This is a genomic window from Microbacterium sp. LMC-P-041, assembly GCF_030209555.1.
Lineage (GTDB): Bacteria > Actinomycetota > Actinomycetes > Actinomycetales > Microbacteriaceae > Microbacterium.
In genome coordinates this window covers 39,990-65,382 of the sequence record NZ_JARVRV010000007.1, presented here as the reverse complement: position 1 = coordinate 65,382, position 25,393 = coordinate 39,990, and the positions used below count along the sequence as shown (strand labels likewise).

The window sequence follows — 25,393 nt, the reverse complement described above, 5'->3', positions numbered from 1 at the left end:
GGCGGCTTCGCCGGACTGCAGGGACCCGGTGAGCACGGCAACTAGACTGGGGCCGTGTCTGAAATCACCCCTGATCTTGTGCGTCATCTCGGCGTGCTCGCGCGCATCCAGCTCAACGACGAAGAGGTGTCCCGACTCACGGGCCAGCTCGATGCCATCGTCGACAACATCGCGAAGGTGTCGGAGGTCGCAGGCCCCGACATCGCAGCGACGAGTCATCCGATTCCGCTGAGCAACGTCTACCGTCCCGATGTGGTGGGCGAGACCCTCACACACGAGCAGGTGCTCCAGAACGCGCCGGATCAGGCCGACGGCCGATTCCGCGTCACCGCGATCCTGGGAGAAGAGCAGTGAGCGACATCATCCGCATGACTGCGGCGGAGCTTGCCGACAAGCTCGCCAGCCGCGAGATCTCGAGCGTCGAGGCCACTCGCGCTCACCTCGACCGCATCGCAGCCGTCGACGGCGACGTTCATGCCTTCCTGCACATCAACGAGGGTGCGCTCGAGGCGGCCGCCGCTGTCGACGCCCAGCGTGCGGCGGGTGAGCAGCTCGGCCCGATCGCCGGCGTGCCGCTCGCCATCAAGGACGTCCTCGTGACGACCGACCAGCCGACGACGAGCGGCTCGCGGATCCTCGAGGGCTACCGCTCGCCGTACGACGCCACGGTCGTCGCCCGCTCGCGCGCGGCGGGGCTGATCCCGCTCGGCAAGACCAACATGGACGAGTTCGCCATGGGGTCCTCGACGGAGCACTCCGCCTACGGTCCCACCCGCAACCCGTGGGACCTCGACCGGATCCCGGGCGGTTCCGGCGGCGGATCGGCGGCAGCAGTCGCCGCTTTCGAGGCTCCGCTGGCACTCGGCTCCGACACCGGTGGCTCGATCCGTCAGCCTGCTCATGTCACCGGCACGGTGGGCGTCAAGCCGACCTATGGTGGCGTCAGCCGCTACGGGGCCATCGCACTCGCCTCCAGCCTCGACCAGGTCGGACCCGTCACGCGTACAGTGCTCGACGCGGGTCTCCTGCACGATGCGATCGGCGGGCACGACCCGAAGGACTCCACGTCTTTGCGTGACGTGTGGCCCTCGTTCGCTGACGCGGCCCGTGAGGGCGCGCGCGGTGACGTGCTCAAGGGGCTCAGGGTCGGTGTCATCCGAGAGCTGCCGGACAGCGGGTTCCAGCCCGGTGTCGCGGAATCGTTCCGCAGCGCGCTCGCGATGATGGAGGCGCAGGGCGCGGAGATCGTCGAGATCGGCGCTCCGCACTTCGAGTACGGCGTCGCGGCCTACTACCTGATCCTGCCTGCGGAGGCGTCGAGCAACCTCGCGAAGTTCGACTCGGTGCGCTTCGGCCTGCGCGTCACGCCCCACGGCACCCCCACCGTCGAGGACGTCATGTCCGCCACGCGTGACGCCGGGTTCGGCGACGAGGTGAAGCGACGCATCATCCTCGGCACTTACGCGCTGTCGGCCGGCTACTACGACGCGTACTACGGCAGTGCTCAGAAGGTGCGCACGCTCATTCAGCAGGACTTCGCGAACGCCTTCGCGGAGGTCGACGTCATCGCGACGCCCTCGGCTCCGACCACTGCGTTCAAGATCGGCGAGAAGATCGACGATCCGCTGCAGATGTATCTGAACGACATCACGACCATTCCCGTCAACCTCGCGGGCGTTCCCGGCATCTCGGTCCCCAGCGGACTCGCGTCGGAAGACGGATTGCCCGTCGGCATCCAGTTCATCGCACCGGCGCGGGAGGATGCGCGACTCTACAGGGTGGGCGCCGCCGTCGAGACGCTGCTCGTCGATTCGTGGGGAGCGCCGCTTCTCACGCGTGCACCCCAGCTCGTGGGAGGGACCCGCTGATGGCCACCGCCAAGCTCATGGACTTCGACAAAGCGCTCGAACTGTACGAGCCCGTGCTCGGGTTCGAGGTCCACGTCGAGCTCAACACGCACACCAAGATGTTCTCGGACGCGCCGAACCCGGCGAACGAGCTCTACCACGCCGCCGAGCCCAACACGCTGATCGCGCCGGTGGATCTGGGCCTGCCCGGATCGCTCCCGGTCGTGAACGAGACGGCGATCCGTTCGTCGATCAGTCTCGGTCTCGCTCTCGGATGCTCGATCGCACCGTCGAGCCGCTTCGCCCGGAAGAACTACTTCTACCCGGATCTCGGCAAGAACTACCAGATCTCCCAGTACGACGAGCCGATCGCGTTCGAGGGTTCCGTCGAGGTGGAGCTCGAGGACGGCACGATCGTGCAGATCCCCATCGAGCGCGCCCACATGGAGGAGGACGCCGGCAAGCTCACCCACATGGGTGGCGCGACCGGACGCATCCAGGGAGCCGAATACTCGCTCGTCGACTACAACCGCGCCGGTGTGCCGCTCGTCGAGATCGTGACGAAGACGATCTTCGGCACCGAGCACCGCGCCCCCGAGGTCGCCAAGGCATACGTCGCGACGATCCGTGACATCGTGCGCAGCCTCGGGATCTCCGAGGCGCGTCTGGAACGAGGCAACCTGCGCTGCGACGCGAACGTGTCGCTGCGTCCCCGCGGACAGGAGAAGCTGGGCACCCGCACCGAGACGAAGAACGTCAACTCGATGCGCTCGGTCGAGCGTGCCGTCCGGTACGAGATCCAGCGTCAGGCGCAGATCCTCGCCGATGGCGGGACCATCACTCAGGAGACGCGACACTGGCACGAGGACACCGGGACGACCTCGCCCGGTCGTCCGAAGTCGGATGCGGACGACTATCGCTACTTCCCTGAGCCCGATCTCCTGCCGGTGGAGCCTGCAGCAGAGCTGATCGAAGCCCTGCGTGCCGAGCTCCCGGAACAGCCCGTCGCCCGTCGACGCCGTCTGATGGCCGAGTGGGGCTTCACGGACCTGGAGTTCCAGGACGTGCGCAATGGAGGGCTGCTGGAGGTCGTCGAAGCGACGATCGCCGCCGGCGCGACTCCGGCGACGGCCCGGAAGTGGTGGACGGGCGAGATCACGCGCCTCGCCAACTCACAGGAGAAGGACGTCACCGAGCTGGTCTCGCCCAAGAACGTCGCGGCCCTGCAGAAACTCGTCGACGCCGGAACGCTCACAGACAAGCTCGCGCGTCAGGTGCTCGAGGGCGTCATTGCGGGCGAGGGCACGCCTCAGGAGGTCGTCGACGGCCGCGGACTCGCGGTCGTCTCGGATGACGGTGCGCTGATCGCAGCGATCGACGACGCACTCGCAGCGCAGCCCGATGTGCTGGCCAAGATCAAGGACGGAAAGGTCCAGGCCGCCGGGGCCGTTATCGGCGCTGTGATGAAGGCGATGAAGGGCCAGGCGGACGCCGCCCGTGTCCGCGAACTCGTCCTCGAGCGCGCTGCGCAGTAACCGGTTCCCCCGGGCCTCATGTCCGAGGCCCGGGGGAGAATGGTGTCATGGGTCACGGTGACGGCAGAGGGCGCATCGTGTCGTCCGCGGATGCCGACGACACCGGCACGAGCATCCTGCACGTCGATATGGATGCGTTCTACGCGGCCGTCGAGGTGCTCGATGATCCGAGCCTGCGAGGACTGCCGTTGATCATCGGAGCGCCTGACGGTCGCTCGGTGGTGTCGAGCGCCTCGTACGAGGCTCGTCGCTACGGCGTTCGCGCAGCTATGCCGGTCTCTCAGGCTCTGCGCCTGTGTCCTTCTGCGCGCATCGTCCCTCCGCATTTCCATCGATACCACGCCGTCTCGCGACAGGTCATGGCGATCTTCGAGTCGTTCACGCCTCTCGTCGAGCCGCTCTCTGTCGACGAGGCGTTTCTCGATGTGCGGGGCGTCCGACGTCTGTGGGGAAGCCCTGCGAGAATCGCGCACCTCGTTCGCGAGCGAGTCAGAGAAGAGGTCGGGATCACCTGCAGCGTCGGCGTCGCTGCGACCAAGCATGTGGCGAAGATGGCCTCGACGATCTCGAAACCTGACGGGATGCTGGTCATCGCCGCATCGGAAACCCAGGACTTCCTCGATCCGCGCCCAGTGCGTGCGATGTGGGGTGTGGGCCCGAAAGCCGCCGAAGCGCTGGAGGGACGAGGAATTCGCACAGTGCGGGACATCCGCACCTCGTCGCAGGCGATTCTCGACCGTGCCGTCGGACCGGCTCTGAGCGCTCGGCTCTCGGAACTCGCCCGCGGGGAGGACCCCCGTGCAGTCGAGACCGAGCGGGTGGAGAAGAGCATCGGGCACGAGGAGACGTTCGACACGGACATCATGGACCGATCGTTCCTCAGGGCTGAGCTGCTGCGCCTCGCGGACCGCGTCGCGGCGCGTCTGCGGAAAGCAGAGTGGGAGACCTCGACCGTCGCCATCAAGATCAGGTTCGACGACTTCCGCACCATCAGCCGTTCACAGACGCTCCCGGAACCCACCGCGGTGGGGCAGCGCATCGGCGAAGCGGCTCGGTCACTCTTCGATCAGATCGAGCGACACGATCCCGTGCGGCTCGTCGGGGTGCGCGCAGAGAAGCTGCGTCCCGCCGGCGGTGGCGGGTTCGGCCTGTGGGACGACGATGAGGACTGGCGACGCGTCGAGGGCGCGGTCGACGACGCCGTGGCACGGTTCGGGAGCGCCACGATCAGTCGAGCGCGCCACATAGGGCGCGGTGACGGACGCGGTGCTGCCCAGCATCCCCAGGCCCATGGACTGGATTGACGCTTGTCGCGGACGATTCCTGGACTAGCGTGGAGCCATGCCCAACATTGCACTGGAACTCGGAAAGCAGGCCGCGGCGTTCGGCGTGAAGAGCGCGTACGGCGAACAGCAGGATGTCGATGGAGTGAGCATCACTCCTGTCGCTTTCACCTACTCCGGCTTCGGCGGAGGCAGCGGTGACGGCGCCGAAGGCGGTGGTGGCGGCGGTGTCTCCGTGCCGGTCGGCGTATACGTCCGCCGCGAGGAGGGACTCCGATTCGAGCCCAACATCGTGACGCTGCTCGTCGTCGCCGTGCCGTTCATCTGGGTCACCGGGCGCGCGCTCTCTCGCATCATCCGTGCACTCAAGAAGTGACGACCCGGTCGCTGTCGCGCTCGAGCGCGCAGCGACCCAGATCGTCGAGGACATCCGGATGCTGTCTGCGGCCAATCCGGTCGTCCTCATCGACGGTCGCAGCGGTGCCGGTAAGACGACTCTCGCCCGGATGCTCGTCCAGCGCTGGCCGATCGCCGGACGGGTGCAGCTCGTCGCTCTCGACTCCATCTACCCCGGTTGGGACGGCCTCAGCGACGGAGTGGAGCGAGCACTGAACGGTATTCTGCGTCCGCATGGTCGCGGGTACCTCGGGGAGTGGCGACGCTGGGACTGGGCGAAGGGCGCCGAGGCTGAGACTCACGCGGTAGACCCCTCGCTGGGCGTGCTCATCGAGGGGAGCGGGATACTGACCCCGGCCACCGCGGCGATCGCGGACGTGCGCGTCTGGATCGAGTCCGCCGAAACCGGCCGCAAGGCGCGGGCTCTGGCGCGGGATGGGGAGACGTACCGGCCTCATTGGGAGCAGTGGGCGCGGCAGGAAAGCGATCACATCGCGCGCGATGATCCCCGCTCCCTGGCGACCAGGGCCGTCGAAGTGCCGTAGCTCAGAGGAGGCGGTCCGCCGCTTCGACAGTCAGCTCGAGACGATATCCGAGCCAGTCGTAGACGCCGTACCTCGGGTCGTCGGGATCATGATCGCCATCGTTCTGGATCCCGAGACGCTCGGCGATGACGAGTCGGAGGGCGGTGAGCGTGCGCATCCACGCGTCGACATCAGACAGGGGGATGTCGAGATCGTGCTCTGCGAAGGCTTCGTCCCGGGGCATGTCGCCGAGGTCCCCGCGCATCCCGGCGAGTGCGGTACGGACGATGTCCGCGTCCAGAGCGCGTCGATCCAAGAGATCGTCTCGGGTCGCGTCACGGAACGCGCGCGACGAGTCTTCGTCTTCGGGATAGGGGTCTGGAATCAGGCGACCGATCGCGGGATCCTCGACGTCGCGGTTCGCTCCCACGAGTTCACGGAAGTCGTCGACCAGGTGCACCAGCTGCGCACCCTCGACGCGGGCCATCCGCACCCGTACGGTCAGGTCGGTCACCTCGAAGCCTTTCGGACGGTCGCCCAGAGGCCGTAGTCGTGCATCGCCTGCGCGTGCACCTCCATCGTCTCGCGCGGGCCCGTAGCGACGATGGCCTGACCGTCGTGGTGCACCTGTCGCATCAGCATCGTGGCTCGCTCGAGCGAATATCCGAAATAGGTGCGGAAGACCCGCACGACGTAGCTCATCAGATTCACCGGGTCGTTCCACACGACGACCTCCCAGGGCTCGAGCGGGGCGGCCGAGAGATCGAGCTGTTCGTCGATGTCAGGTGTAGCGAGGGGACTCATGCCCAGCCCAGCGTGTGGAGCTGCTCGTCGTCGATGCCGTAGAAGTGCGCGATCTCGTGCACGAGGGTCGTATGGATCTCGTCGCGAAGCTCGTCATCGGTGTCGCAGGCGGCCAGATGAGACTCGCGATAGACGACGATCCGATCCGGGAGCTCCCCGGAGCCGTATTGCGTGCGCTCCGTCAGAGCCAAGCCGTCATAGAGTCCGAGCAGGTCGAGGCTTCCATCCTCCGGACGATCCTCGACGACGAACACCACGTTCTCCAGCCCGTCGACCATCTCGTCGGGCAGACGATCGAGCTCGTCGATCACGAGCTCTTCGAAGTCCGCTGCATCCATCTCCATCAGCTCCAGCCTATTGCCGGCTGGGGGAGCTGCGCGTCAGTGGAGGAAGACGAGGAGGCCCGCGACGGCGATGAAGAGGACGCCGAAGACACTGTTGAGCGTCCGCTGCCCTCGCGAGGATCTCGTGAGCCTGCGGAACGGCCCGGCCGCTGTGGCGAAGAATCCCCACATCACCACGATGTCGACGATGATGACGGTGCCGATGAGAGTGAGGTACTGGGGGAGTTGGGGCTCGTCCAGTCGGATGAACTGCGGGATGAAGGCGAGGAAGAAGACGATCGCCTTGGGATTGAGCAGGTTGACCCAGAATCCGCGTCTGATCATCGACCAGTGGCCCTCGTGCAGGTCGACGACCGTCCCGTCGTCATCGGCGGCACGTCGAGGCCTCGTGAGGATCAGTCGGATTCCGAGGAAGACCAGGTACGCCGCGCCGGCATACCTGATCACGTTGAAGAGGACTTCGGACTGCGAGACGAGAAGCCCCAGGCCCGCGGCGACGATCACGACATGGAGGACGAGAGCCAGCTGCTGCCCGAGGATGCCCCAGATCGATCGGCGCCAGCCCTGACTCAGAGCGTTCGACATCGTGTTGATGGCACCGGCGCCCGGCGTGAAGCTGATCACCACGCAGGCGGTCAGAAGCGAGAACCACACGGCGAGCGACACCCCGCAATCCTAGGGGCAGCTCAGCGTGCTCTCGATCACCGCCGCCTGGGCTTGAGGACCGAGGCGTCATCCGACGAGGAGAACAGAAGAAGGTCCGAGTCTCTCGACTCGGACCTTCTTCTGAGTGGGGTGAGTAACGGGACTCGAACCCGCGACATCCGGCACCACAAGCCAGCGCTCTACCAGCTGAGCTATACCCACCATGTGCCAATCGCGATTGGCAACCAGACGAGTCTATTACATGTTCGGGGTGAACTCTGACACCGTGCGAGTGGCGATGTCGCGAGCGTCGTCACTCGACGGTCCGGGCTCGTCGACGAAGACCGCCTCACGGTAGTACCGCAGCTCGCGGATCGACTCGAGGATGTCCGCGAGGGCGCGGTGTCCGCCGTCCTTCGCCGGCGCCTGGAAGAACACCCGCGGGTACCACCGCCGCGACAACTCCTTGATGCTGGAGACGTCGACGTTGCGGTAGTGCAGCCACTGGTCCACCTGGCTCATGTACTTGGCCAGGAACATGCGGTCGGTGCCGATGGTGTTGCCTGCGAGCGGAGCCTTGCGTTCGAGGGGGACGAACCGCTTGATGTAGGCGAGGGTCTGCTCCTCGGCCTCGGCCAGCGAGACGCCATGCGGGATCTCTGTGATCAGCCCGGAGGACTCGTGCATCTTCGTCACGAAGTCGTTCATGTTCTCGAGTGCTGCGTCGCTCGGGCGGATCACGATCTGGAAGCCGGGATCGACCGGACGCAGTTCGAAATCAGTGATGACGACGGCGATCTCGACGAGCTCGTCGACGGAGAGATCGAGACCGGTCATCTCACAGTCGATCCAGACGAGGCGGTCGTTCTCTGAGGCAGATACCATGTCGCCATCCTATCGACGGCTCCGACATCCGAGTCGGGCGCGGTACGGTAGTTCTGTGCGCCTCCGTAGCTCAGGGGATAGAGCAGGAGCCTTCTAATCTCTTGGTCGCAGGTTCGAATCCTGCCGGGGGCACCATCGCCTGGGCACGTGTGCGGAGGCTCATCCGTTCCGCAGCGCGGCCACCGCATCGTCTGCGCTCCAGAAGTCTCCGACGAGTCGGAAAGACGACGTGGCGAGGTGGAGGCGTTCCGCCCGATACCTGACCCCGAGGGGATCCGGGACGAGGCGCAGATGCCCGAGGACCCGGTCCTTCGCGTCCTGCACCCGCCAGAGATGGGCTGAGGCGCGCACAAGGTGCTCCTTCTTCGCCGACAGCCGCGGCGTCGCGTGGGGAACCTCGGGGACGGACGTGATCAGGGTGGCGGACATCGAATCTCCTTTCCTGATTCGAACGTATGACCGACCACCGACATTGCGCGGGTGGCATGATGCGGCGGCAAGCGCAGTTCTTCTGCACATGCGGACGTCGATTCTGGTTGTTCAGGATCTGGTGTTCCGCGTGCGCAGGAAGCCCCGCCGGAGCGCACTCTGTAGCGAGCCGGACGCACGTTCCGGGCACAGAGGAGCGAACATGTACGACACAGTGACGATCGTGGGAAACGTTGCGACCGATCCCACCCAGGGGCGCACGACCAGCGGGATCCCTGTCACGAACTTCCGACTCGCCAGCACTCACAGGCGGTTCGACGAATCGACGCGGACCTGGATCGACGTGGTCACGAACTGGTATTCGGTCGCGGCTTTTCGCCAGTTGGGAGAGCATGCCAAGGCCTCGCTGCGGGCGGGCGACAGCGTGATCGTCACCGGGAGGATGAAGATCCGCGCCTGGGAGAACAACGGCAAGCAGGGGACCAGCGTCGACATCGACGCGGATGCGATCGGCCACGACCTCCGCTGGGGCACGACCGCGTATCGCCGTAGTTCCAGATCGACCGTCGACGCGCCTCCGCGAGGTGGCGCGGCGCCGTCGGATGCGGTCAGCGACGACGCGGGGAGCCTGGGCTCGAGCGATGAGATGAAGGACATCGACACGTCGTGGGCCGCGAACGACGCCGAGCCTGCGGGATCAGGCAGCGACCTCGTGGGTTCGTTCCCCTCAGGGTCCGGTGCGTCCTGAGGGCGGGTGAGGACTGCGTCCGACGCACTCGATCGTGGTGAGCCGGACGCGTGCGGAGGAGGACGCCCGTAGACTCGGTTCGTGCTTCGACGACCGGACTCCTCCGCACCGCGTTCAGCGATCGCAGTCGGCATCGGCACGACTCTGGTGCTGCTGCTGACGGCGTGCGGTCCGACAGCCTCGCCCGCACCGGCACCGGGTCCGACCGACGCCGCTGCGTCGCCGGGGCCGTCGGCATCTCCGGCAGGTCCCGTGTTCGTGGCGGACGGCAGTGCGGAGGACAACCTGCCGCTCTTCGCAGCCGTGACCGACGGCGTATGGGCATCCGAGCAGAGGGTTTCCGGCCGCGCGTATATCGATGCCCTGACGGCGGCCGGCTTCGACAAGGCCGCCATGCAGGTGACCGCAGACGTCACGACGGTCGGAAACCCGGTCGAGAGCCTGCAGTTCGCGGTGCGTTGGGGCGACGCGGAGTGCCTCGTCGGCCAGGTGGGACCGTCGACCGGCGAGCCCGTCGCCGTCGTGATGCCCCAGCTCGCAGAGGGGCGCTGTCTCGTCGGTGCGACGCGGGCAATCGACTGGTGATACGGCGGCTCCGGTAGCGAGCCCTGCGATCGCCGGTAGGCTGGAGTGTCGATCTTCGACGCCAACAGAAGGAGCGGTTTTCGGTGGCTGAGTACATCTACTCGATGGTTCGTGCGCGCAAGGCGGTGGGCGACAAGCTCATCCTCGATGACGTCACCATGGCATTCCTCCCCGGTGCCAAGATCGGCATGGTGGGTCCGAACGGCGCCGGCAAGTCGACGATCCTCAAGATCATGGCCGGCATGGACACGCCGTCCAACGGCGAGGCGAAGCTGTCTCCCGGCTTCTCCGTCGGGATCCTGATGCAGGAGCCCGAGCTCGACGAGAGCAAGACCGTCATCGAGAACATCCAGGACGGCATCGCCATCAAGGCGAAGGTCGACCGCTTCAACGAGATCTCGATGCTGATGGCCGACCCGGATGCGGACTTCGACTCGCTTTTGGCCGAGATGGGCACACTGCAGGAAGAGATCGATGCAGCCGATGGCTGGGACCTCGACTCGCAGCTCGAGCAGGCGATGGACGCCCTCCGCACGCCGCCGGCCGATGCCGCCATCGCGCCTCTCTCCGGTGGAGAGAAGCGCCGAGTCGCGCTGGCGAAGCTCCTGCTCCAGAAGCCCGATCTTCTGCTGCTCGACGAGCCCACCAACCACCTGGACGCCGAGAGCGTGCTCTGGCTCGAACAGCACCTGCAGGCGTACAAGGGCGCGGTGATCGCGATCACCCACGACCGGTACTTCCTCGACCACGTCGCCGAGTGGATCGCCGAGGTCGACCGTGGTCGGCTCATCGGGTACGAGGGCAACTACTCGACCTATCTGGAGAAGAAGGGCGAACGCCTCGAGATCCAGGGCAAGAAGGACGCCAAGCTCGCCAAGCGCCTCAAGGAGGAGCTCGAGTGGGTGCGGTCGAGCGCGAAGGGCCGTCAGACCAAGTCCAAGGCACGTCTCGCGCGGTACGAGGAGATGGCGACCGAGGCAGAGCGGACCAGGAAGCTGGACTTCGAGGAGATCACGATCCCGGCGGGTCCCCGACTCGGGAGTGTCGTCATCGACGCGAAGAACCTGAAGAAGGGGTTCGACGGGCGTTCGCTCATCGACGGCCTCAGCTTCAGCCTTCCGCCGAACGGCATCGTCGGCGTGATCGGCCCGAACGGTGTGGGTAAGACGACGCTGTTCAAGACGATCGTCGGCCTCGAGCCGCTCGACGCGGGCGATCTCAAGATCGGTGAGACGGTCAAGATCAGCTACGTCGACCAGTCCCGGTCGAACATCGACCCGGACAAGACGCTGTGGGAGGTCGTCTCCGACGGGCTCGACTTCATCACCGTGGGCAAGACGGAGATCCCCTCGCGCGCGTACGTCTCGAAGTTCGGCTTCAAGGGGCCGGACCAGCAGAAGAAGGCCGGTGTGCTCTCCGGTGGTGAGCGCAACCGACTGAACCTGGCCCTCACTCTGAAGGAGGGCGGCAACCTGCTGCTGCTCGACGAGCCCACCAACGACCTCGACGTCGAGACGCTGAGCTCCCTCGAGAACGCGCTGCTCGAATTCCCCGGCTGCGCAGTCGTGATCACCCACGACCGGTGGTTCCTCGACCGCATCGCGACGCACATCCTCGCGTACGAGGGTACCGACGAGAAGCCCGACCAGTGGTACTGGTTCGAGGGCAACTTCGAGGCGTACGAGGAGAACAAGATCCAGCGCCTCGGTGCAGACGCGGCGAAGCCGCACCGCTCGACGCACCGCAAGCTCACGCGCGACTGACCGCCCGATGTCCGACCTGACACCGGGATCCCGGCTGCACATCCCGAGCCACCTCCGCTGGGGGGATCTGGACGCATTCAATCACGTCAACAACACCTCGATGCTGAAGCTCCTCGAGGAGGCGCGCGTACGCGCGTTCTGGCGTGCGGGTCCCGGTGAGCAGGCGCCATCCACCGCTGTGCTCGACTCAGGCATCGACGAGGGAACGCTGACGCTCATCGCTCGTCAGGAGATCGAGTATCTCGCACCGGTGCCGTATCAACGGCGCCCGCTCGAAGTGCAGATGTGGTTCGGCAAGCTCGGCGGCTCCAGCGTCGAGGTCTGCTACGAGGTGCACAACGACCCGACGGCGGAACCTCGTACGATCTATGCGCGCTCCACCGCCATCATCGTGCTCGTCGATGCGAAGACCGGACGACCCACGCGGCTTACGCAGGAGATGCGCGAGGCCTGGGAACCGTACGTCGGACCGTCCATCGAGTACGCCCACCGGTGAGGTGAGCTGACTCGTCGGCGCCGGCCGGATCACGCCGGTGCGGGCACCCTGACCATGATCTCCTGCGCGACCGAGGCGACGAGGTCGCCCGACTGCGTGTAGATGCGTCCCTGGGCGAGTCCACGGCCGCCGCGCGCGTTCGGAGACTCCTGCAGATAGAGCAACCACTCGTCGACACGTGCGGGACGGTGCCACCACATCGCGTGGTCCAGGCTCGCCACCTTGAGCCCGGGCAGGCCCCAATAGACGCCATGGGCCCGGAGGATCGATTCCTGGATCGTCATGTCGCTCAGGTATGCGAGAGCCGCCCTGTGGATGCGCTGGTCATCGGGAAGCGGCGCCTTCATGCGCATCCACACACCCTGTCGAGGGACGCGGTCGTCTGCGCTCGGCAGAAACAGAGGCGAGTCGATATGGCGCACGTCGGCCGCGCGATCACTGAGCATCCGCACGACGCCGGACGGCAGACCGTCGACGCGCTGCTCATCGGGGAGCAAGGAGTCGGGACCGGGGACATCGGCGGGCATGGGGACGGCATGCTCGAGTCCCGGATCCTCGTCCTGGAAGGACGCGATCATCGAGAAGATCGGTACGCCGTTCTGATAGGCCTGTGATCGGCGAGTCGAGAAGGATCGCCCGTCGTGGATGCGATCCACAGCGATCGTGATTCCCTGACTCGCGTCGCCCGGCCGCAGGAAGTAGCCGTGCATGGAGTGGACGGCCCGATCCTCCGGAAGCGTGCGCTCCGCGGCGAGCAGGCTCTGCGCGAGCACCTGGCCACCGTAGATCCGTCCGGACGGCATCGGATGCGACGAACCGGTGAAGATGTCCTCGGTGGTGCGTGCCTGCGTCGAGTCGAGATCGAGCACGTCGAGGAGTTGTTCGACGGTGCGGATCGCGTGGGCGTCGGCGGTCATGACTTCCTTCCCGCGACTGCGGATGCTTCTGGCGTTGCTAGTTTAGAGGGTGTGCCCCACCAGCTTCTTCTCGCAGACGCCGAGACCGCGAAGGACGTTCTGACCTTCCTCGGACGAGCGACCCGCATCTCCGATGAAGGGGTTCGGCTGCAGGCAGCGAGGGGAGTCCTCGCGCTGACGGGCGCCGCGCTCTCTCCCCACGGCCTGTTCGATCAGACTCCGACCGTGCTGGCGATGCGAGTCGTCCAGGCGGACCCCGAGCTCGAGTGCGACGTCGTCGTCGCCGCGCTCACAGCGACGGACGACGAGCGCGCCCTGACACTGCCGGAGACCGGGCTCTCACCCGCGTGGGCCGGGGTCGCCCCGCCGCGCGGCCACTGGCAGGCGACGTCGACTCTGACGGCATCCGTGATCGCCCGACGTGCCCAGTGGGGGATCAGCGCCGTCGCTCGTGGAGCGACGCCGGGCGCGGGCGAGGAGGCGGTCAGAGCCCTCCGTGCGGCCATCTGGGGCGAGCCCGATGACGATCTCGGCGGTCTGCCGCGCGGAGTGGCATTCGCGGCGGACGCGTTCGGCTTCATCTCCGGCGAGGAGGACGTTCCGGTCATGCAATCGGGGCGATGGACTCGGCTCGCCTTCCGTCGCGGACACGTCCTCTCCCGAGGTCCCGTCGCCTCAGGGCTGACCGCCGTCAGGGGTACGGGCTCCGCACAGTAGACGCGTACGAGCTCACCGCGCGGCAGCGCGCCCGGCCTGACGACCCGAGAAGAGACATCCGCCGAGGAACGTGCCCTCGAGTGCGCGGTAGCCGTGCATCCCGCCGCCGCCGAAGCCGCTCGCCTCGCCCGCGGCATACAGGCCGGGGATCGGTTCGCCGTCGGCTCCGAGAGCGCGGCCGTCGAGATCGGTATTGATTCCGCCGAGTGACTTCCGCGTGAGGACGTGCAGTTTCACAGCGACGAGCGGACCTGCTGCCGGATCCTGGAGCCGGTGCGGTGCGGCGGTGCGGATCAGCCTGTCGCCGCGGTATCCGCGCATGGAGCGAAGCATGCCGATCTGGGCGTCCTTCGAGAACTCGTTGTCCATCTCCAGGTCGCGCGCCACGACCTCCCGTCGGACGTGGTCGATGTCGAGCGATTCGCCGCCGGGATGCCGCTTCATCTGCTCGAGCAGGGACTCGAGATCGTTCTCGACGATGAAGTCCTCACCCTCGTCGAGGAATGCCTGCACCGGGCCGGTCGGTCCCTTCGCCAGTCGGGACTTCACCAGCAGACCGACGTCCTTGCCCGTCAGGTCGGGGTTCTGCTCACTTCCCGAGAGGGCGAACTCCTTCTCGACTATCTGACGAGAGGTGATGAACCACGAGTGGTCGTAGCCGGTGCGGCGGAGGTGGGCGAGCGTGCCCAGCGTGTCGAAGCCAGGAAACAGGGGGACAGGCAATCGCGTCCCCGTGGCATCGAGCCACAGCGACGAGGGTCCGGGGAGGATGCGGATGCCGTGGGACGGCCAGACCGGATCCCAGTTCGTGATGCCTTCGACGTAGTGCCACATCCGGTCACCGTTCACGAGGCGAGCCCCCGCCGCGTCCGAGACGGCGTGCATCGATCCGTCCACGTACGCGGGCACCCCCGTCAGCATGTGCTCGGGCGGCACGCCGAGGCTCGCAGGCCATGCCGCACGCACGAGATCGTGGTTGCCGCCGATGCCGCCCGAGGAGACGATCGTCGCTCCGGCGCTGATCTCGAAGTCGCCGATCGCGGACCGTGACGAGTCGACGCCGCGAAGCGCGGGGCTCGACTCCAGGATCGTTCCCCGTGCGCCGGTGACGGCTCCGTCGGTGGTGACGAGTTCGGTCACCCGGTGGCGGGGCAGGATCGTGATCCGGCCCTCGCGCTCACCCTGTTCGACTGCTGCGGCGAACGGAGCCACGACACCGGGCCCGGTGCCCCAGGTGATGTGGAATCGCGGAACCGAGTTGCCCGGACCGAGTGCACCGTATCCGCCTCGCTCGGCCCATCCGACCACGGGGAAGAACGCGACGCCGCGTTCGCGCAGCCACGCGCGCTTCTCACCGGCCGCGAACTGGAGGTAGGCCTCGGCCCACCGGCGCGGCCAGTGATCCTCCGGGCGGTCGAAGGAGGCCGTTCCGAACCAGTCCTGGGTCGCCAGCGCGAGCGAATCCCGGATCCCCATCCGTCGCTGCTCGGGCGAATCGATGAAGAAGAGTCCGCCGAACGACCACCATGCCTGCCCGCCGAGGTTCGTGCGCGGCTCCTGGTCGACGAGGATCACGCGACGCCCGGCATCCAACGCCTCACTCGCCGCGACGAGCCCGGCAAGCCCCCATCCGATGACCAGTACGTCTGCAGACAGGGGCGTGGTCGTCATGTGCTCTCCGTTGATTCCTGACGTGATCGCGTCTCGAGCGTGGGACGCCCGGCGGAGGGTGCGCCGATGCCGGACGGCTCGAATGTGTTCACCATGGCATACGCGGCTCGTTCCAGGTAGTCCCAGAGCGTCGATTCGTGGAGTGGCGACAACTGCGCCTCGTCCACGGCCGTTCGCATGTGCCGGAGCCACCGGTCACGCGCGTCGGGGTCGACGTGGAACGGCATGTGGCGCATCCTGAGGCGGGGGTGGCCACGAGTCTCGCCGTACGTCGTGGGGCCGCCCCAGTACTGCTCGAGGAACAGGAGCAGGCGTTCCTCGGCGGGGCCGAGATCCTCTTCGGGATACATCGGCTTCAGGACAGGATCGAGTGCGACCTCGCGGTAGAAGACCGACACGATCTTCGCGAAGGTGTCGCGACCGCCGACCTCGTCGTAGAAAGTCACTTCTGGGGGCTCCCGTCGTCGTTCGTCTTCTTGCGTCGCCAGATTCCCCTGTCCGGGATCACAGGCACGCCGGTGACCGCGTTCGGACGGGTCTTGGGCGGATTCGCACCCCGAACCCGGCGTGCACCGTCGAGACCGGTGGGCACGACCGTCGTCATGCTCGGGAGCGCGATCTCGTTCTCGAGCAGGGCCGACCGCAGACGCTTGCGCAGTTCCTGCGCCACGTCGTCCTTGGCGTTCGCGCGAGCCTTGATCACGAGACGGATGACCAGGGCGTCGCCGTCGATCGACTCGAGACCCCACAGCTCCGGCTTCTCGACGATGCGAGTTCGCCACTTCGGATCCTTGGCCAGCGCCAGCGCGGTGTCCAACATGGTCTGCTCGGCCTTGTCGAAGTCCGAGTCGACGGGCACACCGACGTCGATGATCGCGCGCGCCCAACCCTGGGACATGTTGCCGATGCGGAGCACCTCGCCGTTGCGGACGTACCAGAGGGTGCCGTTCACATCACGGACCTGGGTGATGCGCACACTCACGTACTCGACGACGCCTGACGCGAGACCGAGATCGACGACGTCGCCGATGCCGATCTGATCCTCCGCGACGATGAACATGCCGTTCAGCACGTCCTTGACGATGTTCTGAGCGCCGAAGCCGAGGCCCGCGCCGACCGCCGCAGTGAGCAGGGTGAGGGAACCGAGCAGGGTGGGGGACAGATGGTTGACCACCAGCACGATCGCGATCACCACGAGCATCACATTGACGATGTTCTGCAGGATCGTCCCGAGAGTTCGCGTCCGCTGCACGAGGCGCATGTCGGCGAGCGGAGATCGCTCGAGGGCCTGAGTGTCGTCGACGTCTGCCTTGCTCTTCGCACTGTCGACGATCCGGTGCACGACGCGTCGGATGACCACCCGGAGGACCAGACCGATCAGGATGCAGCCGCCGATGATCGCGACGACCCCGAGAGCTTGGAGGCCCACGTCCCGGAGCACGGTGACAGCATCCATCCACCAGTCGGGGAGTGGGGTCTCTGCAGGGTCAGGGTTCGTATCGAATGGCTGCATCATCCCCTCCAGAGTAGCGATCAGGCCTCTGCGCGGGCTGGATGCACCGCACAGAGGCCTGATCGGGAGAGACGGGTCAGTCCTCTGCGTCGCGAGACTGCGCGGCGAGCGACCGCTCGACGTCTGCGAGGTTCTCGAGCACGAGGCGACGGAGTGCCGGTGCGGCGTCCTGATTCGCGGACAGCCAGGCCCGAGTCGCATCGCGCAGTTCGACATCCGCGATGGCGGTGGGGAACAGGCCGACGATGAGGTACTGCGCGATCTGGTAGCTGCGGGACTCCCAGATCGGCACGAGCATGTCGAAGTACGCCGGAACGAACTCGCGGAGCGATTCGGCGCCCGCCGGGTGGACGAACCCGAGTGCGGCCGAACGCACGACCGTGTTCGGAGCGTCGTCACGATCGATCAGCGAGGCCCACGCGGCCTTCTTCGAGGCGGAGTCCGGCAGCGCGGCACGGGCCTGCGCGGCGAACTCGCCGCCCTTCGAGGTGTTGTCCGAGGACAGCGCGGCATCGATGGATGCTGCGTCCGTCGCTCCGATCGTGGCGAGGCCAACAAGGAGCTGCCAGCTGAGGTCCGCGTCGATCTCGAGACCGGGAAGCGTCTCCTCGCCGGAGCGCAGTCGACCCACGATGCCGGCGTGCTCGGGAGTGACGAGCGCGTTCGCGAAGGCCGTCACGAACTGGAGCTGGCTGTCGCTGCCCGATTCGGCGGATTCTGCGAGTGCCCAGAGACCGTCGGCGACCTTCTGGCGGGCCGCCAGGCGGTCCTCCGGCGTGACGTAGAGCGTCGCAGCCGTGCGCAGTTGCGCAAGGGTCGTACGGACCGTGGTCGACTCCGTCTCGCGGTCGATGTTCCCCAGCACCAGATCGATGTAATCGGATGCGGCGGTCTCGGCGTCGCGGGTCTGATCCCACGCCGCTCCCCACACGAGCGAGCGTGCGAGGGGATCACGGATGTCTGCGAGGTGCTCGATCGCCGTGGCGAGGGAACGGTCATCGAGGCGGATCTTCGCGTAGGCGAGATCGTCATCGTTGAGCAGCACCAGGTCGGGGCGCTTGAGGCCGTGCAGCTCGGGGACCTCGGTGCGGTCTCCGTCGACGTCGACCTCGGCATAGTGCGACCGCACGAGTGCGCCGTCCTGGAGGTCGTAGAAGCCGATGCCGAGGCGGTGAGGGCGGATGGTGGGGTAGTCCGCGGGAGCAGTCTGCGTCACGGCGAACCGCGTGATGGTGCCGTCGACGTCGTCGGCGATCACCGGTTCGAGCGTGTTCACGCCCGCGGTCTCGAGCCACTTCTTCGACCAGGTGCTCAGATCGCGACCGCTGGTGGCCTCGAGCTCAGTGAGCAGATCGCTCAGCTCGGTGTTGCCCCACGAGTGCTTCTGGAAGTACTGCGAGACACCCGCGAAGAACTCCTCGATGCCGACCCAGGCGGCGAGCTGCTTGAGAACCGAGCCGCCCTTGGCGTAGGTGATGCCATCGAAGTTCACCTGCACGTCTTCGAGATCGTTGATCTCGGCCACGATCGGGTGGGTGGACGGAAGCTGATCCTGACGGTAGGCCCAGGTCTTCTCCATCGCGTTGAACGTGGTCCATGCCTCGGTCCACTCGGTGGCCTCGGCGGTCGCGATCGTCGACGCCCACTCGGCGAACGATTCGTTCAGCCAGAGGTCGTTCCACCACTTCATCGTGACGAGGTCGCCGAACCACATGTGTGCGAGCTCATGCAGGATCGTGACGACGCGACGCTCCTTGACGGCGTCGGTCACCTTGCTGCGGAAGACGTAGGTCTCGGTGAAGGTCACCGCGCCCGCGTTCTCCATGGCGCCGGCGTTGAACTCCGGGACGAAGAGCTGGTCGTACTTCGCGAACGGGTAGGGGACGCCGAACTTCGACTCGAAGTATGCGAATCCCTCGCGGGTCTTGTCGAAGATGTAGTCGGCGTCGAGGTGCTGCCAGAGGCTCTTGCGTCCGTAGACGCCGAGCGGGATCACCCGGCCCGAGGCGCTGGTGAGCTCGGAGAACGTCGCTTCGTAGGGCCCGGCGACGAGCGCGGTGATGTACGAGGAGATGCGCGGGGTGGGCTCGAAGCCCCAGGTGGCGACCGAGTGGTCGTCGTGCACGATGGGCTCGGGGGTGGGGGAGTTGGAGACGACCTTCCACGACGCCGGTGCGGTGACCGTGAACTGGAACGTCGCCTTGAGGTCGGGCTGCTCGAACACCGCGAACACGCGTCGGGAGTCGGGGACCTCGAACTGCGAGTAGAGGTAGACCTCGCCGTCCACGGGATCGACGAACCGGTGGAGTCCCTCTCCGGTGTTCGTGTAGAGGCAGTCCGCGTCGACCACGAGAACGTTCTCGGCCTGCAGACCGGCGAGTGCGATGCGCGAGTCGGCGAAGACCTCGTCGGGGTCCAGCTGCTCGCCGTTCAGCGAGATCTCGCGCACGTCGCGGGCGATCAGATCGATGAAGGTGGTGCTCTCCGGCGTCGCGGTGAACCGAACGACGCTGCGGGAGCCGAAGACCTCCGCACCCTTCGTCAGGTCGAGCGAGACTTCGTACGACTGAGTGTCGATGACGTCGCGGCGCTCCTGCGCTTCGATGCGGGTGAGGTTCTCTCCAGGCACAGCTGTACTCCCAGGGGTGAGGGGATGCTGCCGCAACCCAGCGCAGTTGGCGCCCACGGCAACCATGACAGCCTACGCCAGCACGGCGGCCTGTCTCACGTCTGGAAGGTGAAAGGATGGAGGGGTGACCGCGATCGAGCCGAACCACGTCCTCTTTGCCTCTGCTGCCGCTGCCGAAGGTGCGCCCTACGTATCGACGCCGACGGCGTACGACGGCATCCTGCTCGCCGGATTCGGAGGGCCGGAGGGACAGGACGACGTCATCCCGTTCCTCCGCAATGTCACGCGCGGTCGCGGTATCCCCGATGAACGACTGGAAGAGGTGGCGCATCACTACCGCCACTTCGGTGGCGTGAGCCCGATCAACGGTCAGAACCGCATTCTCAAGGAGGCCCTGGAGGGCGAGCTCGCACGCCGCGGCATCGATCTTCCGGTGTACTGGGGCAACCGCAACTGGAGTCCGTACCTCGAGGAGGTCGTGACCGAGGCGGCCGCCGACGGGAAGACGACCCTGCTCGCGTTCGCCACCAGTGCCTACAGCTCGTTCTCGAGCTGCCGGCAGTATCGCGAGGACTTCGCACGCGTGCTCGAGGCGACGAAGCTCGGCGACACGGTGACGATCGACAAGATCCGTCCCTTCTACGACCACCCCGGATTCGTCGAGTCGTTCGAGACGGGCGTCCGCGAGGCCGTGGAGGCGTTCCTCGGACAGGGCATCGCCGCCGCGGACATCCAGATCCTGTTCTCGACCCACAGCATCCCGACGGCCGACGCGGAGCGCTCCGGTGCGCGGGACATCGACTGGGGCGAGGGCGGCGCCTACGCGGCGCAGCACCTCGCGGTCGCCGCGTGGGTCATGGATCGAGTCCGCGAGAGCATCCCCGAAGCGGCGGACGTGTCGTGGGAGCTCGTCTACCAGTCCCGTTCGGGTCCCGCCTCGCAGCCGTGGCTGGAGCCGGATGTGTGCGACGTCATCGGCGAACTCCCCGAGCGCGGTCGGAAAGCCGTGGCGGTCGTGCCGGTCGGTTTCATGAGCGACCACATGGAGGTCCTCTGGGACCTCGACACCGAGGCGGCCGAAGCGGCGGAAGAGGCCGGACTGGCTTTCACACGCACTCCCACGCCCGGGGTGGCGCCGTCATTCGTCACCGGCATCGTCGACCTGATCGTCGAGCGGCTGGAAGGCCGCCCCAACGAGGAGCGCCCTCATGTGACGTCGCTGCCGGGTGCGTTCGACGTGTGCCGTCCGGGCTGCTGTGAGAACGTCCGCGCCGGATTCAAGCCGGCCGCCGCCGGCGTGGCCCCGTGAGCACCCGCTGACCCGCGGCGCTTCTAGGATGGATGCCATGCGCATCCATATCGCCACCGATCACGCCGGTCTCGACTTCTCCACGCAGCTACAGGATCACCTCCGCGGCGCGGGACACGAGGTCGTGGACCACGGGCCGATCGAGTACGACGCGCTCGACGATTACCCCGCATTCTGCATCCGTGCGGCGCAGGCCGTCGTCGCGGATCAGGCGGCCGGTGTCGAGACGCTCGGTGTGGTGTTCGGCGGCTCCGGCAACGGCGAGCAGATCGCCGCGAACAAGGTCGAGGGCGTCCGTGCCGCGCTGGTGTGGAACACGTCGACCGCCGAGCTGGCCCGCCAGCACAATGACGCGAACGTGATCTCGATCGGGGCGCGGCAGCATTCCTTCGACGAGGTCACCTCGTTCATCGACACCTTCATCGCGACGCCGTTCTCGGAGGACGAGCGCCACATCCGCCGAATCGGTCAGATCGCGGACTTCGAGCGCAACGGCTCGCTGCTCCCGGATCCGAGAGCCTGAGATGCCCGAGGGACATTCGGTCCACCGCATCGCGCGCCAGTTCGACCGTAACTTCGTCGGCAAGCAGATGCTCGCCTCGAGCCCCCAGGGACGATTCGCCGAGGGGGCGGCCGTCCTGAACGGTCGTGAGGCGATCAGCGTGCAGGCGGTGGGGAAGCAGATGTTCCTCGAGGCCGAAGGCGATGTGTGGCTTCGGGTGCACCTCGGCCTGTACGGAGCGTGGGACTTCGCCGGCGACATCCTGGTCGACCCGACGATCGCCTCTGCGAACGGCCGCATGGGCCAGACGAACCAGCGCGGAACTGTGGTCGACGAGGAGATCCTCGACGATGCCGGAGAGAACTCGCTCGCCTCGATCGGCGCACCCCGCCGGACTCGGGTGCACGTGCGCATGTCGGAGCAGACGAAGGGGCTCGCCGACGAGGGACTCGAATGGCCCCCACCGGTCGTCGGACAGGTTCGACTGCGTCTGATGACCGACATCACGGCTGCCGATCTGCGCGGCCCCACGGCCTGCGTGCTCCAGAGTCCGGAGGAGATGCTCGCAAGCGTCGCCAAGCTCGGCCCGGATCCCCTCGTGGGGGATCCCGCGCAGAACGAGGAGCGCTTCGTGCAGGCGGTGCGTAAGAAGCAGACGGTGATCGCACTTCTGCTGATGGATCAGGCCGTGGTCAGCGGCATCGGAAACGTGTATCGCGCGGAGATGCTGTTCCGACAGCGGCTGAACCCCCACACGCCCGGCCGCGAGGTGCCCGAGGAGGTCGTGCGAGCACTGTGGCGCGACTGGGTGCGGCTGCTGGCCGTCGGTGTGGAGACCGGCCAGATGATGACCATGGATGATCTGTCGCCCGACGCCTATCGGGCGGCGATGGCGAGCCGCGACGATCGCCACTGGGTCTACCATCGTGCCGGTCTGCCGTGTCGTATCTGCGGCACCGAGATCGCCCTCGAGGAGATCGGCGCCCGCAAGCTGTACTGGTGCCCGCGCTGCCAGGCCTGACCGGTCAGCCGTAGGCTGAGAGGATGCGTCAGAACCCCAGTTTCACGCTCGCTGATGTGGCCGAGATCCGTCGGGTCATCGATGCCGATCCGTGGGCGACCATAGTGAGCGACGGACCGGAGGGCCTCGTCTCCTCTCACTACGTCGTGCTGCTCGACCAGGATCGCGATGATCTCACGGTCGTCGGTCACGTCGGCCGGCCCGACGACCTGATCCACGGCTTGGGCGAGAGGGAACTGCTCATCGTGTTCCAGGGGCCGCACGGCTACATCTCACCGGGCTGGTATGGCGATGTCCCGTCCGTTCCGACGTGGAACTACACGGCCGTTCATCTTGCCGGAGTTCCCGAGATACTCAGCGACGAAGAGAATCTCGCCGTTCTCGATCGACTCGTCGACCGTTTCGAGGGGCGGATGCCGGAGCCACGGCAGATGTGGGAACGGCCGAACGACCCCGCGTTCATCACACGGCTGGCCGCAGGGACGGTGGGATTCAGGCTCACCCCGACACGCGTCGTCGCCAAACGCAAACTGAGTCAGAACAAGCCGGCCGAGACAGTGGAGACCATCATCGCCGAACTCGAGGCCGATGGGCCGTACGCACAGCCCGCCCTCGCCGCCGAGATGCGTCGCGCCCAGCAGGCGCGCGTCGGAGCCCGCTCGTGACCGGAGCCGCAGACAGCGTGGCCACCCTGTCGGGCGTCCGGGTCTCAGGACCGGGCAAGGAGTTCCTGATCGACGACGAGCCCGTCGACATCTTCATCGAAGACGGCCGGATCAGCGACATCGCCCCCGCCGGAGCGCTGCCGCCACAGGGGCGCACCCTCGACGGCAACGGAGCGTGGGCCGTGCCGGGCCTCTGGGACAACCACGTGCACACGGTGCAGTGGGCTCTGGCCGCCGAACGCGTCGCTCTCGGTGGCGCGGGCTCCGCGTCGGAGGCGGCTGCGATCATGTCCTCCGCGGCGCCCCTCCCGGACGGGCGGAAGGTCGGCAGCGGGTTCCGTGATGCGATGTGGCCCGATCAGCCCTCGCTCGCACTTCTCGACAGCGCCACGGGAGAAGTGCCCACCTATCTCATCAACGCGGATGTGCACAGCACGTGGCTCAACTCGGCGGCGTTGCGGCTCGAGGGCTTCGACAGTCCGGACGGGATGCTCAGAGAGGAGCAAGCCTTCGAGATCTCCCGTCGCCTGAACGCCGTCGACCCGGAACGCGGCGACAGAGCGGTCCGCGACGCGGGGGAGAGGGCCGCCTCTCGAGGCATCACCGGCCTGGTGGACTTCGACATGGCCTGGAACGCCGATGCCTGGCCGCGGCGTATCCGTGCCGGGTTCGCTGCCCATCGTGTCGAGTTCGCCATCTACCCTTTCGACCTCGGACGTGCGATCCGCGCCGGGCTCCGGTCGGGCGAGCTGCACGAGGCGGCGGACGCACCGGAAGCCGGGCGCGGCCTGATCCGGATCGGGCCGCTGAAGATCATCAGCGACGGCTCGCTGGGCACGCGCACCGCGGCCTGCTCGCATTCGTATCCTGGCGATCCCGAGAACTTCGGGGTGCTCAATGTACCGACCGCCGAGCTCGCCGAGCTGCTCACGACCGCCACCGGCGCAGGGCTCTCGGTCGCGGTGCATGCGATCGGTGATCGCGCCGTCACCGGGGCGCTGGACGCCTTCACGGTGTCGGGTGCCGTCGGAACCATCGAGCACGCTCAGCTGGTGCGGCACTCCGACCTCGCGCGGTTCGGCAGGCTCGGCGTCATCGCGAGTGTGCAACCGCAGCACGCGCTCGATGACAGGGATCTGGTCGGCCGGCACTGGGCCGGGCAGACGTCGATCGGCTATCCGCTCAGTGCCCTCCGAGACGCCGGTGTGGAGATCCGCTTCGGATCCGACGCTCCCGTGGCTCCCCTCGATCCCTGGCAGGCGATCGCCGCGGCGGTCACCCGCACGGACGATGATCGCGACCCCTGGCACCCCGAAGAGCGACTGACGAGGGAACAGGCGATCCACGCGAGCGTCCGCACGGCTCTCCGTCCGGGGGAGGCCGCAGACATCGCCCTGTGCGGCTACGACCCGCTCTCCGCATCAGGTGCGGATCTGCGAGGGATGCCGGTCATGGCGACGATGGTCGCCGGGCGGCTGACCTACGGCGGATGAGCGCGAGAACGAAGAAGGGCACCGGAAGCCCGGTGCCCTTCTTCGTCGCGTGGGTGCTCAGGCTGCGATGTGCGACACGAGGAACCAGCGGTCCTTCTCGAGCCCGCGCATGATCTCGATCGCGACGTCCTGGCTCGTGAGGTCGACCTCGTCGAGCCCGTCGATCGCTGCCTTCACGTCGACGAGGATCGCGTCGATGTCGGAGATGACGGCGCGCACGAGCTCATCGGACTGGGTGAAGCCAGCCGGAACCGACGTCGCACCGCCCTTGGCGGCGACGGCGCTGATGCGCGCGTCGATCGGGAGACCGAGGGCGACGATCCGCTCGGCGGCCGTGTCGGCGAAGTCGCCGGCGTGCGCGACGATGGTGTCGAGAAGCTCATGAACTCCGACGAAGTTGGCGCCGCGGACATGCCAGTGCGCCTGCTTGCCGTCGATCGTCAGCGCCTGGAGACCGAGCACGACGGGGGAGAGGAACTGAGACGCTGCAGCGGCCACGGTCGGGTCGCTGGCGGTGGTGGAAACGGTCTGTACCTTGCTCATTGTGACTCCTCCGGAGTTGTCTCTTCGTGCCTGATGAGGACAACGCTACTCGTCTGAAATCATTCCGCAAGCAAGCGAAGGCTCGGCTTAGTGGCCCGGAATCACGCGGAAATCCGGGCTTGGGAGGAT

At 66.9% G+C, this 25,393-nt stretch carries 28 protein-coding genes and 2 tRNA genes; 17 read left to right on the top strand and 13 right to left on the bottom strand.

What is annotated here, in order from left to right; genetic code table 11:
* Positions 1–54 precede the first annotated feature (54 nt).
* The 6 genes from gatC to QRN21_RS14495 are packed head-to-tail and all read left to right on the top strand — an operon-like array spanning position 55 to position 5,606.
* A complete protein-coding gene (gene gatC / locus QRN21_RS14520) occupies positions 55–354 on the top strand; it encodes an Asp-tRNA(Asn)/Glu-tRNA(Gln) amidotransferase subunit GatC (protein ID WP_285364790.1) in 300 nt (99 codons plus the stop codon).
* Positions 351–1,868, top strand: coding sequence for an Asp-tRNA(Asn)/Glu-tRNA(Gln) amidotransferase subunit GatA (gatA, locus tag QRN21_RS14515; RefSeq protein WP_285364787.1), 1,518 nt, complete (start codon positions 351–353; stop codon positions 1,866–1,868). Before gatC ends, gatA begins: the two co-directional genes overlap by 4 nt.
* Positions 1,868–3,382 carry an Asp-tRNA(Asn)/Glu-tRNA(Gln) amidotransferase subunit GatB gene (gene gatB / locus QRN21_RS14510; RefSeq protein ID WP_285364784.1) on the top strand — a complete coding sequence of 505 codons (1,515 nt, stop codon included), beginning with the start codon at positions 1,868–1,870 and terminating at the stop codon, positions 3,380–3,382. The genes gatA and gatB overlap by 1 nt, the downstream gene beginning before the upstream one ends.
* A 47-nt stretch (positions 3,383–3,429) precedes the next feature.
* Entirely contained in the window at positions 3,430–4,686 is a 1,257-nt protein-coding gene (dinB, locus tag QRN21_RS14505; protein WP_285364783.1) for a DNA polymerase IV, read from the top strand.
* A gap of 37 nt (positions 4,687–4,723) precedes the next feature.
* Positions 4,724–5,041 carry a hypothetical protein gene (locus QRN21_RS14500; RefSeq protein WP_053096016.1) on the top strand — a complete coding sequence of 106 codons (318 nt, stop codon included), beginning with the start codon at positions 4,724–4,726 and terminating at the stop codon, positions 5,039–5,041.
* Positions 5,025–5,606 (top strand): nucleoside/nucleotide kinase family protein, encoded by a 582-nt coding sequence (locus tag QRN21_RS14495; protein WP_285364780.1) that lies wholly within the window; start codon positions 5,025–5,027, stop codon positions 5,604–5,606. The genes QRN21_RS14500 and QRN21_RS14495 overlap by 17 nt, the downstream gene beginning before the upstream one ends.
* A gap of 1 nt (position 5,607) precedes the next feature.
* Here QRN21_RS14495 and QRN21_RS14490 read toward each other — a convergent pair whose 3' ends face one another.
* The 6 genes from QRN21_RS14490 to orn all read right to left on the bottom strand — a co-directional run bounded on the left by QRN21_RS14490 (position 5,608) and on the right by orn (position 8,263).
* Positions 5,608–6,099, bottom strand: a complete 492-nt coding sequence (locus QRN21_RS14490; RefSeq protein WP_285364778.1) for a DUF2017 family protein — start codon at positions 6,097–6,099, stop codon at positions 5,608–5,610.
* On the bottom strand, positions 6,096–6,389 hold the full coding sequence (gene clpS / locus QRN21_RS14485) for an ATP-dependent Clp protease adapter ClpS (RefSeq protein WP_053096019.1): 294 nt from the start codon (positions 6,387–6,389) through the stop codon (positions 6,096–6,098). Before clpS ends, QRN21_RS14490 begins: the two co-directional genes overlap by 4 nt.
* Complete coding sequence (locus QRN21_RS14480) at positions 6,386–6,733, bottom strand: metallopeptidase family protein (protein ID WP_056278692.1); 348 nt, start codon at positions 6,731–6,733, stop codon at positions 6,386–6,388. The genes clpS and QRN21_RS14480 overlap by 4 nt, the downstream gene beginning before the upstream one ends.
* A gap of 36 nt (positions 6,734–6,769) precedes the next feature.
* Positions 6,770–7,399, bottom strand: a complete 630-nt coding sequence (locus tag QRN21_RS14475) for a LysE family transporter (protein ID WP_056278693.1) — start codon at positions 7,397–7,399, stop codon at positions 6,770–6,772.
* 125 nt (positions 7,400–7,524) lie between these two features.
* Positions 7,525–7,600 (bottom strand) — tRNA-His (locus QRN21_RS14470).
* A 36-nt stretch (positions 7,601–7,636) separates the two neighbouring features.
* The gene (gene orn / locus QRN21_RS14465) at positions 7,637–8,263 is read right to left on the bottom strand and encodes an oligoribonuclease (protein ID WP_053096022.1); all 627 of its coding nucleotides are present in this window, start codon (positions 8,261–8,263) and stop codon (positions 7,637–7,639) included.
* Positions 8,264–8,322: 59 nt separating this feature from the next.
* Here orn and QRN21_RS14460 point away from each other — a divergent pair.
* Positions 8,323–8,398, top strand: a tRNA-Arg gene (locus QRN21_RS14460).
* Positions 8,399–8,422: 24 nt separating this feature from the next.
* Here the strand turns inward: QRN21_RS14460 and QRN21_RS14455 are convergent.
* The gene (locus tag QRN21_RS14455) at positions 8,423–8,692 is read right to left on the bottom strand and encodes a hypothetical protein (protein ID WP_053096023.1); all 270 of its coding nucleotides are present in this window, start codon (positions 8,690–8,692) and stop codon (positions 8,423–8,425) included.
* Between the two features lie 202 nt (positions 8,693–8,894).
* On the opposite strand from QRN21_RS14455, the gene QRN21_RS14450 reads away from it, so the two are divergent.
* The 4 genes from QRN21_RS14450 to QRN21_RS14435 all read left to right on the top strand — a co-directional run bounded on the left by QRN21_RS14450 (position 8,895) and on the right by QRN21_RS14435 (position 12,284).
* A complete protein-coding gene (locus QRN21_RS14450) occupies positions 8,895–9,440 on the top strand; it encodes a single-stranded DNA-binding protein (RefSeq protein WP_053096024.1) in 546 nt (181 codons plus the stop codon).
* Between the two features lie 81 nt (positions 9,441–9,521).
* Positions 9,522–10,025 carry a DUF6993 domain-containing protein gene (locus QRN21_RS14445; protein WP_072591251.1) on the top strand — a complete coding sequence of 168 codons (504 nt, stop codon included), beginning with the start codon at positions 9,522–9,524 and terminating at the stop codon, positions 10,023–10,025.
* Positions 10,026–10,108: 83 nt separating this feature from the next.
* The gene (gene ettA / locus QRN21_RS14440; protein WP_053096025.1) at positions 10,109–11,788 is read left to right on the top strand and encodes an energy-dependent translational throttle protein EttA; all 1,680 of its coding nucleotides are present in this window, start codon (positions 10,109–10,111) and stop codon (positions 11,786–11,788) included.
* A 7-nt stretch (positions 11,789–11,795) separates the two neighbouring features.
* A complete protein-coding gene (locus QRN21_RS14435; protein ID WP_285364770.1) occupies positions 11,796–12,284 on the top strand; it encodes an acyl-CoA thioesterase in 489 nt (162 codons plus the stop codon).
* Positions 12,285–12,313: 29 nt separating this feature from the next.
* Here QRN21_RS14435 and QRN21_RS14430 read toward each other — a convergent pair whose 3' ends face one another.
* Complete coding sequence (locus QRN21_RS14430) at positions 12,314–13,201, bottom strand: acyl-CoA thioesterase (RefSeq protein WP_285364768.1); 888 nt, start codon at positions 13,199–13,201, stop codon at positions 12,314–12,316.
* A 51-nt stretch (positions 13,202–13,252) separates the two neighbouring features.
* On the opposite strand from QRN21_RS14430, the gene QRN21_RS14425 reads away from it, so the two are divergent.
* Entirely contained in the window at positions 13,253–13,918 is a 666-nt protein-coding gene (locus QRN21_RS14425) for a DUF8185 domain-containing protein (protein WP_285364766.1), read from the top strand.
* 12 nt (positions 13,919–13,930) lie between these two features.
* Here QRN21_RS14425 and QRN21_RS14420 read toward each other — a convergent pair whose 3' ends face one another.
* The 4 genes from QRN21_RS14420 to pepN all read right to left on the bottom strand — a co-directional run bounded on the left by QRN21_RS14420 (position 13,931) and on the right by pepN (position 19,731).
* Positions 13,931–15,589 (bottom strand): FAD-binding dehydrogenase, encoded by a 1,659-nt coding sequence (locus QRN21_RS14420; protein ID WP_285364764.1) that lies wholly within the window; start codon positions 15,587–15,589, stop codon positions 13,931–13,933.
* Positions 15,586–16,077, bottom strand: coding sequence for a globin (locus tag QRN21_RS14415; protein ID WP_285364843.1), 492 nt, complete (start codon positions 16,075–16,077; stop codon positions 15,586–15,588). The genes QRN21_RS14420 and QRN21_RS14415 overlap by 4 nt, the downstream gene beginning before the upstream one ends.
* Positions 16,032–17,105: a mechanosensitive ion channel family protein gene (locus QRN21_RS14410; protein ID WP_187249620.1), complete on the bottom strand. Its 1,074-nt coding sequence runs from the start codon at positions 17,103–17,105 to the stop codon at positions 16,032–16,034. The genes QRN21_RS14415 and QRN21_RS14410 overlap by 46 nt, the downstream gene beginning before the upstream one ends.
* 73 nt (positions 17,106–17,178) lie before the next feature.
* The gene (gene pepN / locus QRN21_RS14405) at positions 17,179–19,731 is read right to left on the bottom strand and encodes an aminopeptidase N (protein ID WP_285364762.1); all 2,553 of its coding nucleotides are present in this window, start codon (positions 19,729–19,731) and stop codon (positions 17,179–17,181) included.
* Positions 19,732–19,855: 124 nt separating this feature from the next.
* Here pepN and QRN21_RS14400 point away from each other — a divergent pair, with 124 nt between their 5' ends.
* The 5 genes from QRN21_RS14400 to QRN21_RS14380 are packed head-to-tail and all read left to right on the top strand — an operon-like array spanning position 19,856 to position 24,721.
* Entirely contained in the window at positions 19,856–21,040 is a 1,185-nt protein-coding gene (locus QRN21_RS14400) for a ferrochelatase (RefSeq protein WP_285364760.1), read from the top strand.
* A 37-nt stretch (positions 21,041–21,077) separates the two neighbouring features.
* Complete coding sequence (locus tag QRN21_RS14395) at positions 21,078–21,563, top strand: ribose-5-phosphate isomerase (protein WP_053096034.1); 486 nt, start codon at positions 21,078–21,080, stop codon at positions 21,561–21,563.
* A 1-nt stretch (position 21,564) separates the two neighbouring features.
* Positions 21,565–22,563 carry an Fpg/Nei family DNA glycosylase gene (locus tag QRN21_RS14390; RefSeq protein WP_056278701.1) on the top strand — a complete coding sequence of 333 codons (999 nt, stop codon included), beginning with the start codon at positions 21,565–21,567 and terminating at the stop codon, positions 22,561–22,563.
* A gap of 23 nt (positions 22,564–22,586) precedes the next feature.
* Positions 22,587–23,228 (top strand): FMN-binding negative transcriptional regulator, encoded by a 642-nt coding sequence (locus tag QRN21_RS14385; protein ID WP_053096036.1) that lies wholly within the window; start codon positions 22,587–22,589, stop codon positions 23,226–23,228.
* The gene (locus QRN21_RS14380; protein WP_285364757.1) at positions 23,225–24,721 is read left to right on the top strand and encodes an amidohydrolase; all 1,497 of its coding nucleotides are present in this window, start codon (positions 23,225–23,227) and stop codon (positions 24,719–24,721) included. Before QRN21_RS14385 ends, QRN21_RS14380 begins: the two co-directional genes overlap by 4 nt.
* Positions 24,722–24,778: 57 nt before the next feature.
* Here QRN21_RS14380 and QRN21_RS14375 read toward each other — a convergent pair whose 3' ends face one another.
* On the bottom strand, positions 24,779–25,264 hold the full coding sequence (locus QRN21_RS14375) for a Dps family protein (protein WP_053096038.1): 486 nt from the start codon (positions 25,262–25,264) through the stop codon (positions 24,779–24,781).
* Positions 25,265–25,393 lie beyond the last annotated feature (129 nt).